At 68.8% G+C, this 16,033-nt stretch carries 9 protein-coding genes and 2 pseudogenes; 4 read left to right on the top strand and 7 right to left on the bottom strand.

The genetic code is table 11. The features are described from left to right. Nucleotides 1-218 precede the first annotated feature (218 nt). From AB5J49_RS15510 to AB5J49_RS15490, 5 genes and pseudogenes are all read right to left on the bottom strand, one after another. On the bottom strand, nucleotides 219-1,772 hold the full coding sequence (locus tag AB5J49_RS15510; RefSeq protein ID WP_369169221.1) for an alginate lyase family protein: 1,554 nt from the start codon (nucleotides 1,770-1,772) through the stop codon (nucleotides 219-221). A gap of 835 nt (nucleotides 1,773-2,607) precedes the next feature. Then, nucleotides 2,608-2,715, bottom strand: a pseudogene (locus tag AB5J49_RS15505) (transposase domain-containing protein); the annotation flags it as partial. Between the two features lie 61 nt (nucleotides 2,716-2,776). Further along, the gene (locus tag AB5J49_RS15500; RefSeq protein ID WP_369169220.1) at nucleotides 2,777-4,543 is read right to left on the bottom strand and encodes a CDP-alcohol phosphatidyltransferase; all 1,767 of its coding nucleotides are present in this window, start codon (nucleotides 4,541-4,543) and stop codon (nucleotides 2,777-2,779) included. Nucleotides 4,544-4,788: 245 nt separating this feature from the next. Then, entirely contained in the window at nucleotides 4,789-6,726 is a 1,938-nt protein-coding gene (locus AB5J49_RS15495; protein ID WP_369169219.1) for a glycogen debranching N-terminal domain-containing protein, read from the bottom strand. Then, nucleotides 6,723-8,195 carry a hypothetical protein gene (locus AB5J49_RS15490; RefSeq protein ID WP_369169218.1) on the bottom strand — a complete coding sequence of 491 codons (1,473 nt, stop codon included), beginning with the start codon at nucleotides 8,193-8,195 and terminating at the stop codon, nucleotides 6,723-6,725. The genes AB5J49_RS15495 and AB5J49_RS15490 overlap by 4 nt, the downstream gene beginning before the upstream one ends. 120 nt (nucleotides 8,196-8,315) lie before the next feature. Here AB5J49_RS15490 and AB5J49_RS15485 point away from each other — a divergent pair, with 120 nt between their 5' ends. The 3 genes and pseudogenes from AB5J49_RS15485 to ppdK all read left to right on the top strand — a co-directional run bounded on the left by AB5J49_RS15485 (nucleotide 8,316) and on the right by ppdK (nucleotide 12,969). After that, on the top strand, nucleotides 8,316-9,545 hold the full coding sequence (locus AB5J49_RS15485; protein WP_369169217.1) for an ROK family protein: 1,230 nt from the start codon (nucleotides 8,316-8,318) through the stop codon (nucleotides 9,543-9,545). Between the two features lie 70 nt (nucleotides 9,546-9,615). Next, nucleotides 9,616-9,817, top strand: a pseudogene (locus AB5J49_RS15480) (sugar kinase); the annotation flags it as partial. Nucleotides 9,818-10,248: 431 nt separating this feature from the next. Beyond that, complete coding sequence (ppdK, locus tag AB5J49_RS15475) at nucleotides 10,249-12,969, top strand: pyruvate, phosphate dikinase (protein ID WP_369169216.1); 2,721 nt, start codon at nucleotides 10,249-10,251, stop codon at nucleotides 12,967-12,969. A 436-nt stretch (nucleotides 12,970-13,405) separates the two neighbouring features. On the opposite strand, the gene AB5J49_RS15470 is transcribed toward ppdK, so the two are convergent. After that, nucleotides 13,406-13,696, bottom strand: coding sequence for a hypothetical protein (locus AB5J49_RS15470; protein ID WP_369169215.1), 291 nt, complete (start codon nucleotides 13,694-13,696; stop codon nucleotides 13,406-13,408). Between the two features lie 218 nt (nucleotides 13,697-13,914). Beyond that, complete coding sequence (locus AB5J49_RS15465; RefSeq protein ID WP_369169214.1) at nucleotides 13,915-14,496, bottom strand: hypothetical protein; 582 nt, start codon at nucleotides 14,494-14,496, stop codon at nucleotides 13,915-13,917. A 653-nt stretch (nucleotides 14,497-15,149) separates the two neighbouring features. On the opposite strand from AB5J49_RS15465, the gene AB5J49_RS15460 reads away from it, so the two are divergent. Beyond that, nucleotides 15,150-15,992: a DUF4231 domain-containing protein gene (locus tag AB5J49_RS15460; RefSeq protein WP_369169213.1), complete on the top strand. Its 843-nt coding sequence runs from the start codon at nucleotides 15,150-15,152 to the stop codon at nucleotides 15,990-15,992. The last annotated feature ends 41 nt before the right edge of the window (nucleotides 15,993-16,033 follow it).

Below are 16,033 nucleotides of genomic sequence, written 5' to 3'. Positions count from 1 at the left end.
TGGCGACCTCCTGGTCGAGAGCGCCTGAGGGGTGCTCGCGCGGGGTGGCTCCGCCGTCTCGTGGAGAGGGCGGAGCCACCGCCGCGGCCAGCGGGTCAGCAGGGCCCGGGACACCGTCGCCGGTACGCGTACGCAACCGGCGGTCCGGGTGGTGTCACTCCCGGCCTCATTCCGCGGTCTCATTCCGCGGTCTCACTCCGCGGTCTCACTTCGCGATGTCACTCCTCGGTGTCACTCGGTGTCGCGGCGGCCCGGCCGCGGCGGCGGAGCAGGAGGAGACCGCCGACGAGGGCGGTGACGCCGCTCGCGGCCGTCCACAGCGGGAGGTCGGAGGAACCGGTGGCGGCCAGATCGCCGTCGCTCTTACCGGCCTGGGCGCTGGGGTCGGAGGGCGGCTCGGCGGCGGAGTCCCCGGACGAGCCGGATGAACCGGATGACCCGGAGGAGCTGGACGACCCGGAGGAACCGGTCTTGGCGGCAGGCGTCGGCGCCGACCCGGACGGCGTGGCTGCCGACTCTGCCGCGCTGGCCTTGTCCCGGGTGAACGCCAGTGTGCCGAAGCCGAGTTCGTCGAATCCGCCGCTGTTCGGACCGTAGTCGCCGCCGCCTCCCTCGGGACCGTGGTCGCCGCCGCCCTTGCGCCTGCTGCGGGCCACCATGGCGCCGGTGTTCGGCATGGCCATGCCGCGCCTGATGGCGTAGTGGTTGTAGACCCGCTCCCAGACCGGGCGCTCCTGGCCACGGCCGCCCTCGGCTATGACGGTCTGCTCCGTTGGCACGCAGTGCGCGCCGTTTGTCCAGGTGTAGGTGGTGTACGGCACGTCGTAGCCGAGGTTGTACCGGGCGACGTACTCGCACGCCTTGCGGAACTTGGAGTCGTCCGCGGCGTAGAGGTCGACGCCCTGGTTCCAGGCCATCTCGCAGATGGTGCCCATCAGGCCGATGCCCATCATGCTGTGGGCCTGGTCGCGCCCGCTCTCCTGCCACTGGGCCAGGCCCAGGTCGTCGTAGACGTAGGGGATCGCGTTGGCCAGCGAGCCGTTGCCTGCACCGTGGTGGAAGTAGTCCACCGTCTCGTTGAACTTGGCCCGGTCGTCGCAGAGGATCCCGATGGCCATGAGCGAGGCCATGGAGCACAGGTCCCAGTTCGCCCAGTAGTGGCCCCAGCAATTGGTCTCGCGGTTCAGGAAGCGGTGGTTCATCGGGTAGAAGTAGGTGACCAGCATGTCCTGGAAACGGGCCAGGTCGAAGCCGGGGTAGCCGCGCATGAGCTCGCCGACGTTGGCGAACTGGTACCCGTAGATGCCCGCCAGGAGCGCGACGTCGGTGCCTCCGCCGATGCCCTTCGACGTCCCCGACCAGGCGTTGCAGATGTCCCGCGCGGTGTCGGCGTGTGCGGTGTCGCCGGTGATCTTCCAGCGCAGCGCGTTCTGGTACGCGGCGTGGATGTCGTTGTAGAGGATCGGGTAGTTCTGGACATCGCTCCCTCCCCGGGCCACGATCACCTGCGGGTTGGGCCGCCATGTGCTCTGCGAGTGGCGGTTGGCGGTGAGCTTGGCGAAACCCGCCGTGTAGGGGGCTGCGCCCGCTTTCACCTTGGCGGCCATGCGCTCGAGATCGGCCCGGGTGTGGAGCATTCCTGGGTGCGCGAAGGGCTTGTCCGCCGCCGTCGCCGGGGAGGCGGCCACGCCCGTGCCGATACCGACACCGACCGCGCCGGTCGCCGCTCCCGCGGCCTTGAGCATGCTGCGCCGACTGATCCGATGTGTCACTGCGTTGTTCCTCGGCTCTCGTGGGGGGACGGTGCCTACGTATGGAGACGTGATACGCAGCGGGCGATAACAAAAAGTGGGCGCCACCGATGAAAGGCAGATGGTTTCTTGACGGTCCTCCGTCACGGGCCTTGGTGACAACGCCGTGTAGTTGGCGCCGAGTGTCCAGTACTTCGAGAGGGCGCGTTTGACGACGCGTGGCCGAGTGCGGATCCGTCGGGCGGGCATGAGGCCGCCCAGGACCCGGCGGCCTATGGTGCCGACGAGATCGACGACTGTGTCGTTGAAGCCATGGCCAGTCGCAGGACCTGGTAGGTGACCAGCAGTGCGAAGACTTCCCCGGAAGGGTGGACTTGATTTCCAGGTAGGAGGTCTCGACCTCCCCTCGCTCGTGGTAGAGCCTGATCAACTCGGCGGCGGGGTGCGCGTGGGAATCGGTCAGGGTCGTGACGAGACGATAGGCGCCGGTGCGGCGCCCCTGGGAGGTGCTGACGGTGATTTCACACGGACCAGGACGTGCGCGCCCGTCTCGGTGATCGCCTCGACCAGTGCCTGGACGGCGAAGCTCCGATCCAGCAGAACGATCATTCCCTTGCGCAAGCTGCGGACCAGGCTCGGAGCGTAGAACGTTTCCCTGTTCGTGGTCGGCCCGCACACTGCGTGCAGGACGGTCCAAGACGGTACGGGTGCCGCAGGACACCAGGACCAGCAGACGGAGCGAGGGGTATCCCGCACCGCAGGCGAGCAGACCCCGCCACCAGGCTCCCACAGTGCCGACTCCGGCGGCCAGGTCCAGACCGGCCGTCAGCCGTTGCCGCACCTGATGCCAGCCGGTCCCGGGGAACAGGGGCCCGGCCAGCAGCAGGTATCCGACCACACGCGAGGGAAGGTCGCGTATCCGCTGCTGTGTCCTGCCGGTCTCGGCCAGCACCTCGTCGACCATCTCGAACGGGACGGTCCCGGCTTGACACAGCAACGCCGACCCTGACTACACGGCGTTGGTGCTAGTTCGACGGGTCGGGGGTCGAGCCGTATGCCGTCAGGAAGCGGTCGCGGAAGGAGCTCATCTTCCAGACGGGGGCCTTGGGGGCGGGCTGGAGGCCGTCCGTCCAGTTCCAGGCGGCGATCTTGTCCAGCAGCCTGGGGTCCTTGGCGACGATCGAGATCGGTACGTCACGGCTGGCCTTGGTGCCGCTGACGCGGGACATCGGCTGGTGGTCGCCCAGGAAGACCAGGACGGTGTCGTCGGTGCCGTAGCGCTCCAGCCACTGGGTGAGGCTGGTGACCGAGTACGAGATCGACTTGCCGTACTCCTGCTTGGAGCGGGTGGAGTCGGAGATGATGTCCGACGGCTTGGTGCCGGACTTCTGGATGGGCTTGAAGAGCGAGCCGTCGCCCAGGGTGTCCCAGTCGACCACCTTCGGGATCGGCGCCCAGGGCTGGTGGCTGGACGTCAGGATGATCTCCGCCATCAGGGGCTTGTCGCGCTTCTTGCTGTGGACCTGGCGCTGGAAGGCTTCGAGGGCGTATTGGTCGGGCATGGTCGACCAGCTGAACTTGGGCCCCTTGTAGCCGAGTTGGAAGGCGTTGTAGACCTTGTCGAGGCCGTAGTACTTCTGTTCCGGCCAGCCCTTCTGTACGCCGGGCATGACGCCGACCGTGTCCCAGTCGCCGGTCTTCTGGAAGGCCTTGGTGAGGCTGAGGTGGTCACTGGCCATGACGGTGCGGTAGCGCTGCTGGTTGTCGATCCACAGGCCGGACAGGGTGGTGGAGTGGCCCAGCCAGCTGCTGCCGCCGTACGTCGCCGACGTCAGCCAGCCGCTCTTCGCGTGGAAGCCCGCCTTCGCGAGGGCCTCGGTGCTGGTGTCGAGGGTGCTCGTGACGCCGGGTGCGATCTGCGGGTCCGTCAGTGCGCTGCGGCCGTAGCTCTCGATGAAGGTGAACAGGACGTCCTTGCCGCGCAGGTCGGGTAGCAGTTGGTCGGGTGGTGTGTTGCCGAACGTGTCGGACTTCGCGTCCCTCGCGAACGCCGCCTCGTCGCGGAGGGTGTCCATCGCCCGGTGTGCGTGGACCTTGATGACACCGGCGGTGTGGTCCGCGGCGATCGGCACGCCGGCGACCTGCAGCCCGAACGCCGTGCAGGTGATCCAGACGGTGCCGGCCATCAGGGCGCCCTTGGACGCGGGGGTTTTGTGGCGGGCCAGGAGGTTGGCCATGCGGACTGTGGCCAGGGCCACCAGGGCGATCAGTGCGATGACGAGGAGGATGACGCCGATCGTGAGGAGGAGTGTGGTCGTGCCGCCGAGGGAGTCCTTCAGGTACGACTGGGCGTCGTCGAGGAGTTCCCAGTCCAGGATGATGTTGAAGTGCCGGCCCAGGAACTCGTTGTAGCCGATGTCGAGGATGTTCAGGGCGGTCAGGGCGCCCAGGGCGGCGCCGGATGTCGCCGCGACGATCACGCGGGGGCGGCGGGGGAGGCTGAGGAGTACGGCGGCGCCGATGATCGCTTCCGCGGGGAGGCGGGTGAACTCCCTGGGCTTGAGGTTGCCGAGGGTGTTCGGCATCTGCAGGCAGACGTAGATGAGGACGGCGGCGAGGGCGGTGAGGGTCCAGGGGAGGTAGGTGGTACGCCAGGTGTGCCAGGCGCGGAGGGCTGTCGGTGCCGCGTCGTCGGTCGGCGGTGTCTCTGCGGTGGCCTCGCTGACGGGTGCCTCGTCGGTCAAGTCGTCGTTCTTGCCGGGCAGTTGACGTAGGCGCGTGAAGACGGGCACCCGAAGGTCCTTCCGTGCGAGGCCCCTGGTGGAGTGGTGCGGCGGGCCTCGCTGGGGAGGTGGCGGGTCCGAGGAGGTGCGGGTGCGTTCCCGCACCTCCTCGGACCCGCCCGGGCCCGCCGTCCATCCGTACGGCCGGCCCTCAGCCCGTGTTCAGCCCCGCCGCCCCAGCGCTCGGCAAACGCTCGGCAAACGCCAGGCCAACTGCCCCGCAGCCACCCCTCAGCCGCCCCGCAGTCACACCGCTACGCGCCTCCCACCGCCGTCAGCAGTGCCAACGGGGCCGCCGCCGAGCGGGATTCGCGTACGCACGCGTGCGGGTACGGCACCGGTTCCGCGTGCGTGTCGCGGCCGTACCCGGCGATGACCTCCGGCAGGCGGTGGCCGCTGGTCGTCGCCGCGTCGACCAGGGCGTGGGCCACCGTGCGGGCCTCGTCGTGCAGGCCGTAGCGGGCCAGGCCCAGGGTGATCAGGGCGTTGTCGTGCGGCCAGACCGAGCCTCGGTGGTAGGAGAGGGGATGGTAGGCCGGTTGGCCGGAGGCCAGGGTGCGTACGCCCCAGCCCGAGAAGAAGTCGGGTTCGAGGAGGCGGCGGCCCACCAGCTCTCCGTACTCCTTGTCCAGCAGGCCGGACCAGAGCAGATGCCCCGCGTCCGAGGCGAGTGCGTCCACCTGCCGGCCCTCGCCGTCCAGCGCCAGAGCGGGGAACGAGTGCTCCGGCATCCAGAAGTCCTGCTGGAAGCGGTCGCGCAGGTCGGCCGCCGCCTGTTCCAGGAGCGCCGCGTAGGTCTCGTCCCGCCAGACCGTGCGGGCCAGCCACGCCGTGCGGCGCAGGGCGTCGTAGGCGTAGCCCTGGGCGCCCGCCGCCATCACCGGCCCGGCGGGGCGGGTGCCGTCGGCCGAGCAGATGGCGCCGGGGGAGTCCTTCCAGTTCTGGTTGGCGAGGCCGCCCTGGTCGGCGCGGTAGACCAGGTAGCCGCGCGAGGTCAGGCCGCCGTGGTCCAGCATCCAGCCGATGGCCGCGCGGGCGTGGGGTTCGAGGCGGCGGGCCAGGGTCGTGTCGGCCGTGTGCTCGGCGTACGCGCCCAGCAGGATCAGGAACAGCGGCGTCGCGTCCACCGAGCCGTAGTAACGGCCGTACGGCACCTGCCCGAAGTGCGCCAGCTCGCCGTGCCGTACCTCGTGCACGATCTTGCCGGGCTGGGAGACGGCATCGGCGCCGATCTCGGTCGCCTGCGTCGCGGCCAGCGCGGGGAGGGTGGCCGCGGCCAGGTGGGGGCGGTAGGGGAGGGCGAAGAGGGAGGTGAGGAGGGCGTCTCGGCCCAGGAGGGTCAGGAACCAGGGGGCTCCGGCGGCCGGGACGCGGAGCTCCTCGCCGTCGGGGCCCGTCGCCGGGACCTGGAGCGAGGCCAGGTCGGCGAGGCCGCGGGCACAGGCGGCGGCCAGCTCGGGCCAGCCGGTCGGGAAGGCCACGCCCTCCACGAACTCGCCCTCCAGAGCCAGGAGTTGGGAAGACAGGGCGGCGGGGGAGCGGGGTACCCGCAGCGGGCGTTTGTCGCCGTGCGGGCGGGCCATCACCCTCAGGGTCAGCTCTGCCGTGCCGTGCGGGTCGAGCTCCAGGGTCCAGACCAGACGGCGGGCGCCGGTGCCCGTCTCCTCGACGGCGTCGGGGGCGGGGTCGGCCGTCACGGACGTGATCGAGCGCCATTCACCTCGCTGGTAGGTGAACTCCACGCCGTGATCGAGGACTTGGCGGGAGCGGGTGGCGCCGGTCTTGGCGTACGTGCGGTGGTCGGAGCGCAGCTCGAACTGGTCGGTGAAGTCGGCGTCCGCGGTGACGGCGAGGCGGATCGTCGTGGGCACCGGGCGGTTGCTGGTCACGCGCAGGGACTCGATGAACGAGCCGTCGCCGACGGCCTGTTCACGGAAGAGGGTGTAGGCGGGTGGCTCGTTGCGGCCACCGCGTGGGACCAGGACACAGCGGGTGGTGTCGCCGTCGGCGACCGGGCTGAGTGCCTCGGGCACGGCCCCGTCGACGGTGAGCTGCCAGCGGGTCAGGTGCCGGGCGTCGCGTACGAATAACCCGTCCGGAGAGCCGACGCCCCGCACGCCGCTGATGTCCCCGCCGTCGCCCACGGCGGCGAACGTCCCCCCGTACACGAGCAGATGATGCCGGTCCGTCATCCCTGGTCCCCTCCCTTGAGCTCATTGACTGCGCGTTCCGTGGCGTCGTGCGTGTGGGTGTGCGTGTGCGTGTCCCATGCGGGCGCGTCGTGCAGCAGGTCGAGCGCCAGCGCGGCGGTCCAGCCGAAGCCGGTGGCTCCGCAGGCCTCGCCGGTGTACGGGTCCACGTACTCGGCGAAATCGGTGGCGGCGGCGAGGTCCAGCACCGCCGTGCGCAGGGCGTCGGCCCGCTCCCGCTCGCCGTGCGTGCGCAGGCCGCGCTCCAGCAGCCAGGCGGTGTTGAACCAGGCCGGGCCGCGCCAGTAGCGGTGCGGGTCGAAGGCCTCGCCGAGGAGGTCGTACGACGGGGCGAGGCGGGTCGTGTGGCCGAGGCCGAAGTGCGGGCCGTGTGCGGTGCGGGCCAGGGTGGCGGCGATGTCGGGCGGGAGGGTGGGCAGGAGGAGGGGGATCAGGCCGGAGACGCTGCGCTCGGGGATCAGCGCCCCGGCCGGCCCGCCGCCGTGCACGCCCTCGCTCCGCACGTCACGGCAGAAGAACATCCCCTCCGCCGGGTCCCACATCCGCTCGATCAGCGCCGCCGTCAGCCGCTCGGCGCGCGCGTGCCGGGCCGTGCCCGTCGCCCCCAGCTCCTGTGCGATCCGGGCCAGCGCGTGCTCGGAGGCGATGAGCAGGGCGTTGAACGCCGGGTCCTCGACCGCGAAGTCGCCCGCCCCGTCGGCGTACCCGCCGTCCCGGTACTCCGTCGCCAGGCGTACGTACCGCCCGTAGTCCAGATCGGTCGGCCGGTCCTCGGGGGCGCCGTGGTCGAGGTCGGCGCGGCGGAAGGAGCGGGCGGGGGTGGGCGTGACCCTGCTCAGCGGCGCATCCCAGCAGGGACTGTTGTCCATACCCTGTTCCCAGGGGTGCACGACGGACGCGAGGCCGCCTCCGCCGAGGTCGCGCCGGTGCAGCAGATAGCGGTGCCAGGCGGCCAGGCGGGGATACATCCGGGTGAGGAAGCCGCGCGCCCGGGACAGTCCCGGGTCGGCGCGGTGCACCAGCCAGGCCGCCAGCGCGTGCACCGGTGGCTGCACGATGCCGGAGGTCTGTACGGTGCGCGGGGCGCCCGCAGCGCGCCCCGCGGTCGAGGAGCGCCAGAAGTCGGGGCTCGGGAAGTAGGCGTCGAGCGGCACGGAGGGGTTGAAGACGATGTGCGGGATACGCCCGTCACCCCACTGGGCGCCGAGCAGCGTCTCCAGCTCCGTCTGCGCCCGCAGCGGCGACAGGTGCCGCAGGCCGATCGCGATGAACGCCGAGTCCCAGGACCACTGGTGCGGATACAGGCCGCGCGAGGGGACCGTCGAGGTGCCGGTCCAGTTGGCCTCCAGTACCCGGGCGGCCCTGACGTGCAGCGCATCCGGCACAGGCGGCGGATCGTATGCAATGTCACGCTCGGCGCGACGGGCTGTGAGCTGGGCAGTGCGATCCACTCGGGGCTCCCCGAAAGACGTCCGGCTGACCTGTTCGGTCATGGCTACCGTAGGGTTACGTCTATTTAACACGCAAAACTCAATATGTAATGCAGGGTTGAGAAACACAAGGGGGTGCGCATGACTGGGCAGCCGGGGCGGACGGGCAGGGCGACGAAAAGCGGCGGTCAGGCCGGCGCGGGGGACCTGCTCGAACTCGTGCGCAGTGGGCGCGCCACCACGCGCGGCGCCCTCCAGCAGGCCACCGGACTCTCCCGTGCCACCGTCGGCCAGCGCCTCGACCGCCTCTTCCGGGCGGGCTGGTTGCGCGAGGGCGCGGGCGGCCCCGTGGGCTCCCCGCTGGGCGGCCGCCCCTCCATCACCCTGGAGTTCGACGACGCGCACGCGGTCGTCCTCGCCGCCGACCTGGACACCCGGCACGCGCGCGCCGCCGTACTGTCCCTGACCGGCGAGATCCTCGCCGAGCACGGTGGCACGCTGGTCATCGAGGACGGGCCGGACGCGGTGCTGGGCGAGCTCGGGCGCTGGTTCGCCGAGTTGCTGGAGAAGACCGGGCGCCGGGTCGACGAGGTGGGCGGCATCGGGCTCGCGGTGCCGGGGCCGGTGGACAGCGAGACCGGCCGGGTCGTCCAGCCGCCGATCATGCCGGGCTGGGACGGCTACGACATACGCGGCCGCCTGGCCAGAGCCTTCAGTGAGCACACGGGGGCCGGGCCGCTGCCGGTCCTCGTCGACAACGACGCCAACCTCATGGCGTACGGCGAACAGCGCACCGGATACCCGGGCTGCTCGGCGTTCGTGCTGGTCAAGGTGTCGACCGGCATCGGGGCGGGGGTTGTCGTCAACGGCTCGGTGTACCGGGGCATCGACGGCGGCGCGGGCGATCTCGGGCACATCCGGGTGGGCACCGACGCGCGGTGCCGGTGCGGTTCGTACGGCTGCCTGGCCGCCGTCGCCAGTGGTGGCGCCGTGGCCCGGCGGCTGGCCGAGGAGGGCGTGCCCGCGGCCTCCGGATCGGACGTGCGGGACCTGCTGGCGTCCGGGCACCCGGGGGCGGCCGCACTGGCGCGGGAGGCCGGGCGGCAGGTCGGGGACGTACTGGCGACCGTCGTGACGCTGCTCAACCCCGGGGTGCTGATGATCGCCGGGGATCTGGCCGGAACACCCTTCCTCACCGGTGTGCGGGAGTTGCTGTACCAGCGGGCGCTGCCGCGTTCGACCGCTCATCTGGATGTGGTGACGTCGCGACTGGGGGAGCGGGCCGGGCTGGTGGGGGCCGGGGCGCTGGTCGTGGAGCATCTGTACGCGCCCGAGCGGGTGGAAGAACGGCTGGTCGCGCTGGGTGTGTGAGGGGCGTTGGCGCCGGGTGCCCGACGGCGCGCGGTTCCGTCCCGGACGGCACGGGTGGTGGCGATCGCCGGGGGATCTGGCCGGAACTCCCGTCCTGACCGGCGTACGCGAGTTGCTGTGCCGGCGGGCGCTGCCGCGCTCCACCGCTCATCTGGACCTCGCACCTCGCGGCAGTGGAGGGGGCCGGCCCGGTAGGGGCCGGGGCGTTGGTCGTGGAGCCTTTGCACGCGCCCGAGCGGGTGGAAGAACGGCTGGTCGCGCTGGGTGTGTGACGGTCGTGCGCACCCGGTGTGTGACGGGCACGTTTCCGTCCCGGGCGCACGTCCGCATGGTGAAATCCCGTGGGCTGTGGCAGCGTGATTCTCGCCACCCTTGATAAGGGCTCCGCTCAGATGAGCGGATCTTGAGCGGCTGCACTTCTCCAAAGGGTGGCACTCGGTGCCACCCTTTGATCGTTCATCGATCGAAATCAAGCGTGCGGTAAGGCTGCTCATCTGAGCGAAAACCCGCACCCCTGGGCGCTCTTGCGTTCAAGAAGTGAAAACATCCGCCCGTCTCGGCTTGCCAAGCTTTGACTTTCGATCCACTGGCGGACGGGTGGTTACAGGCGCATGACGCGTGAGTAGACATACCCAGGCGCCTTCGATCTGGGTATGTTCCTCGCCGTCAGGGCAGCCACCGCGTCCTCGAGGGAGTCGAGACCGTGTCGGAAAACAAAGAACCCCACGTAGCGAAGTTCGTTTACGACTTCACCGAGGGAAACAAGGACCTCAAGGACCTCCTGGGTGGCAAGGGCGCGAACCTCGCCGAGATGACCAACCTGGGACTCCCCGTTCCCCCCGGCTTCACGATCACGACAGAAGCCTGCAAGGTCTACCTCGACAGTGGCGAGGAGCCCGCGGCACTGCGTGACGAGGTGAGTGCGCACCTCGACGCCCTCGAGACGAAGATGGGCAAGAAGCTCGGCCAGGCCGACAACCCCCTGCTGGTCTCGGTCCGTTCCGGCGCCAAGTTCTCGATGCCCGGAATGATGGACACGGTCCTCAACATCGGGCTCTCCGACAAGTCCGTGAAGGGCCTCGCCGACCAGGCCGGCGACGAGCGGTTCGCCTGGGACTCCTACCGCCGCCTCATCCAGATGTTCGGCAAGACCGTCCTCGGCGTCGACGGCGAGCTCTTCGAGGACGCCCTCGACAAGGCCAAGGAGGCCAAGAAGGTCACGGTCGACACCGACCTTGAGGCCGCCGACCTGAAGAAGCTGGTCACCGCCTTCAAGAAGATCGTGAAGAAGGAGGCCGGCCGGGACTTCCCGCAGGACCCGCGCGAGCAGATGGACCTCGCCATCCACGCGGTCTTCGACTCCTGGAACACCGACCGCGCCAAGCTCTACCGCCGCCAGGAGCGCATCCCCGGCGACCTGGGCACGGCCGTCAACGTCTGCTCCATGGTCTTCGGCAACCTGGGCCCGGACTCGGGCACCGGCGTCGCCTTCACCCGTGACCCCGCCTCCGGCCACCAGGGCGTCTACGGCGACTACCTCCAGAACGCCCAGGGCGAGGACGTGGTGGCGGGCATCCGCAACACCGTCCCGCTGGCGGAGCTGGAGACGATCGACAAGAAGTCGTACGACCAGCTGATGCAGATCATGGAGACGCTGGAGAACCACTACAAGGACCTCTGCGACATCGAGTTCACCATCGAGCGCGGTCAGCTGTGGATGCTCCAGACCCGCGTCGGCAAGCGCACGGCGGGCGCCGCCTTCCGTATCGCGACCCAGCTGGTGGACCAGGGCCTGATCGACGAGGCGGAGGCGCTCCAGCGCGTCAACGGCGCCCAGCTCGCCCAGCTGATGTTCCCGAAGTTCGACGAGGAGGCCAAGGTCGAGCAGGTCGGCCGGGGCATCGCGGCGTCGCCGGGTGCGGCGGTCGGCAAGGCGGTCTTCGACTCGTACACCGCCGTGAAGTGGTCGCGTTCCGGTGAGAAGGTCATCCTGGTGCGCCGGGAGACCAACCCCGACGACCTGGACGGCATGATCGCCGCCGAGGGCATTCTGACCAGCCGTGGCGGCAAGACGTCCCACGCGGCCGTGGTCGCCCGCGGCATGGGCAAGACCTGTGTGTGCGGTGCCGAGGAGCTGGAGGTCGACACCAAGCGGCGCCGGATGACGGTGCCCGGCGGGCACGTCGTGGAGGAGGGCGACGTCATCTCCATCGACGGCTCCAGCGGCAAGGTGTACCTCGGTGAGGTGCCCGTCGTCCCGTCCCCGGTCGTGGAGTACTTCGAGGGCCGGATGCACGCGGGCGCCAGCGACGCCGACGAGCTGGTCGCGGCCGTGCACCGGATCATGGCGTTCGCCGACCGCAAGCGGAGCCTGCGAGTACGCGCCAACGCGGACAACGCCGAGGACGCGCTGCGCGCCCGTCGCTTCGGCGCCCAGGGCATCGGTCTGTGCCGTACCGAGCACATGTTCCTCGGCGACCGCCGTGAGCTGGTCGAGCGCCTGATCCTGGCCGACACGGAGGCCGAGCGCGAGGAGTCCCTGAAGGAACTGCTCCCGCTGCAGAAGAAGGACTTCGTGGAGCTGTTCTCGGCGATGGACGGCCTGCCGGTGACGATCCGCCTCCTCGACCCGCCGCTGCACGAGTTCCTGCCCGACATCACCGAGCTGTCGGTCCGCGTGGCCCTCGCCGAGTCCCGCCAGGAGCCGCACGAGAACGAGCTGCGGCTGCTCCAGGCCGTGCACAGGCTGCACGAGCAGAACCCGATGCTGGGTCTGCGCGGTGTGCGGTTGGGCCTGGTCATCCCCGGCCTGTTCACGATGCAGGTCCGCGCGATCGCGGAAGCGGCCGCCGAGCGCAAGAACGCCAAGGGCGACCCGCGTGCCGAGATCATGATCCCGCTCGTCGGCACGGTCCAGGAGCTGGAGATCGTCCGCGAGGAGGCCGACCAGGTCGTCGCGGAGGTCGAGGCGGCGACGGGTGTGCAGCTGAAGTTGTCCATCGGCACGATGATCGAGCTCCCGCGTGCCGCGCTGACCGCCGGTCAGATCGCGGAGGCGGCGGAGTTCTTCTCCTTCGGCACGAACGACCTCACCCAGACGGTGTGGGGCTTCAGCCGGGACGACGTGGAGGCCTCGTTCTTCACGGCGTACCTGGAGAAGGGCATCTTCGGTGTCTCCCCGTTCGAGACGATCGACAAGGACGGAGTCGGCTCCCTCGTGAAGCTGGCCGCGGAGGCGGGCCGCAAGACCCGTCCCGACCTCAAGCTCGGCGTCTGCGGTGAGCACGGCGGTGACCCGGAGTCGGTCCACTTCTTCCACGAGGTGGGACTGGACTACGTCTCCTGCTCGCCGTTCCGGATCCCGGTGGCGCGCCTCGAGGCGGGCCGGGCCGCGACCCAGTCGGAGGGCAGCGACCACCGCTGACCTCCCCCGACTCCGGAGCCGTCGTCCGTCCCCGACCCTCAGTACCGATGGGCGGCGGTTCCGGTGCACGAAGAGAGGGCGGCACCCTGTGCGGGGGTGCCGCCCTTTCGCGCATGATCTGCGGAGAGTGTCAAGATACGTAGCTGACCAGGGCAAATAGCGTTTGGTGGCGTTGGCAGCCGTTGAACCTGCGTGAGGACGTTGTGCCCTCGTTGTGCCCTCCACACGCGGCTAAATCCCCTTCACGGGCCGTCACCACAGAGGCCCCGGCCTGCCAGTGGAGTAGGCGGGGCCGTAGAGGGCGTGTGGCCTGGCAGATGGCGCATCTGCTGCGGTGGTCCGCAGGTGTTCCGAGCTCGTCCGCCGCTGTCCGTCGGCGTTGTCATGCAGTTAGACACTCACCCTGAAGCTGGCGTGGCTCCCCCAGAGCCTGTCCTCACGGACCGAGCACGCCCAGCGCGCCGAGTATGAGGCAGGCGGTACCGAAGAGGAAGATCCCGCCCACGGCGATCATGGCTGCGCCGAGCCTTCCGACGCCGGCACTCCTGCCCTCTTGCGGCGCCAGCGAGCCCAACGCCTTCTGTCTGAAGTCGAGATACGCAGGCAGCCGTCCGGTCCGCCGCAGCATCCGTCCGACACTGATGAGCGCTATACCAAAGATCAGCGTGAGCAGGCTCGTCTGGAGCTGGTAGGCCGGGTCGTGCCCGTCCGATACAGCGATGATCACGCAAGTCCCCCCAGGACATCCAGGCAGCGCGGCCGCCCGGCGGAAAGAAGCGCCCCATCTTGCCTGAGGTCCACCCTTGGGTGGTAACCCGTTTGGTCGGGGGGCTGTGACCTGGGGGTTCGTGGCTGGCGGCTCTCGCTCGACTGTCACTGTCGGTCGTCGTTGGTCGGCCTCGGGCGCCCTCGCACGGCCCAGAGACGGCCCAGGATCGGGACTGCTCACTCAAGCGGCTGGGGCGCCACTCGCAGCTGCTCGCTGTGGAGCCAGGTGAAGGTGCGGTCGGGTTCGAGGTGGGCGTCTCCCCAGTGGATGACGTGGATGCCGTTCTCTGGGTCGGCTGTGAAGAACAGGCACACGAGCTTCGTGGAGGCGCCGAGGGCCTCGAAGGTCTCGTGCAGATCCTCGTATTCCTCGGTGGTGAGCTCGTCGCCAAGAGGGAAGAGGACGTCTTGCGGCTCCGGCCCGTGGCTCAGGAGCATCCTCCTGCGCGTGGGGGAAGCATTGGCCGCCAGCCGCGCACGTTCGAGGGGCCTGGGGCGGTCGGCGTATTTAAAGGGGAAGAGCGCGTGGTCGTTGATGACGGCGTACTCGTACCCGCGCACGTCGCGCACGGCTTCGTCCAGCTCACGCGCCGTGTCCGCGAGATTCTCGCGCACTGCCTCGGCCAGGGTGACGCCGTAAGGACTGCGCTTCTTCAGCCTTGCGGTGAGGTGAACGGCATGAGCCCGCGCGTGAGCCCTGGCCAGCTGTTCCGGAATCGCCTCGACCAGCCTGCCGGCATGCCGACCAAACCGCTTCATGGCCCAATCCGACGGCTCACCGCGATTGCCACCCAGCACGGACATACAGAGTCCCCTCCCCCAAGTCACCCCGCTTACCAACTGTGTGACACGTACATGAAGCGCCAACAAGGGCGCGGATCCAGCCACGCGGCGTGAAGGGGCCTGCTGGGGCGCGTCGGGGGGCTCGGAGCGAGGGCTTAGAAGGCGCTTGGCGAGATCACCGGTGCATGCCCTCTGACCTCACGTTCTTCGGCTGACGACCGCGGACGTGCGGCGCCTTCGACACGCATTCGGCAGAGGGGTGGACGACGCGTGTCGGCTGAACCACGTATGAAGGCTCCGAAGGGCTGGTGCCCGGTGACCTCTCTGGCGATCTAAGGACCGGCGGGCAGAGCTGCGATGGTTGTCGCCCAGCTCCCCCGCCCCTCGCCAGCGGTCGACGTTTCAGGGCCTGTCAGCTGAGCTACTAGTGGATGTTTGCGGACTTGCCCTCCCACAACCGGAGCACGTCGTACGATCTTCAGTCGGGCTTGCAGGTTGAACGTCACCTCGGGGCTAAAACGCACCTTACGCGTAATCCCCCATTTCAGCTTCAGCTGAAAAGAGTGATCACCCTCAACCTGCCTAAGTCGACATGCGCGAGCACAGTTGCATAAATTGGGGGATTGGCAGTGACTCGTTCGCAAAATGCGCTAGACGGCGGATCAATTGCCGATGAGATCATTGGTTATCGCCGTGAAATTGCCGACCTGTCTCAAAGGATAAAAAATCGACGCTTGCAGGTGCTAGCGCTTTATGGAACCCCGATAACGCTACTCCTCCTAATCCTGTCGTGGGCCGGGTTGAAAGTTTTCATATGGCTACACGGCGATACACCGTCGGCAGTAAATGGCATCTGCTTTGCAGGCGTCGTCGTCCTGGCTCTGGCCACCGGGGCGCAGTTCTACGGTGAGTTCGATAGCGAAATGTGGGAAGATTCCGGAACCTCCGTCAGGGAACTTAAACTCGAACTCGCCTTGGCCGAGGAGCGTCACGTTCTTGAAATCCGACAACGCACTCCGCCACCCCAAGACCGGCAAGCCTCTTACAAGGAAAAGCTTCCTGCGGAAGTATCTCGACTGCGCCAGGATTCAACCCACTACCGACGCTTGCATTTGTTGATGCAGTGGCTTCTATTTGTTAGCTCCGCCGCCATTTCAGCTGTGACGGCCTGGTACGACCCCCCACAACCGGCCAAGGGTGTCCTTATCGGCTTGGGTTTCACTGTCACGGTAATTACGGCCGCCGCAGGATATTTCAAACCTCGCGAGAGGGCATTCAATCTGCAACAAACGGCCGACAGTATCCAACAGCACATCACGGCTCTAGAACTGGGCATTGCCCCTTACAATGCCTCTCAGGAGAAGGTGAATCTCGAACTCTTTGCGACAACTGTAGAGGGGCTGCGCGCAGAACAGAGAATGCGCGAACAGCAACTTGATCAGCCACAGCAGGGACAGCAACAGGTGATTTGAGCGGAGCAGACGCCACACTTGACCAATAGAAGTTACCTGTA

The sequence above is a fragment of the Streptomyces sp. R28 genome, from assembly GCF_041052385.1.
Classification (GTDB): Bacteria; Actinomycetota; Actinomycetes; order Streptomycetales; family Streptomycetaceae; genus Streptomyces.
This window is presented reverse-complemented; position numbering and strand designations above follow the sequence as displayed.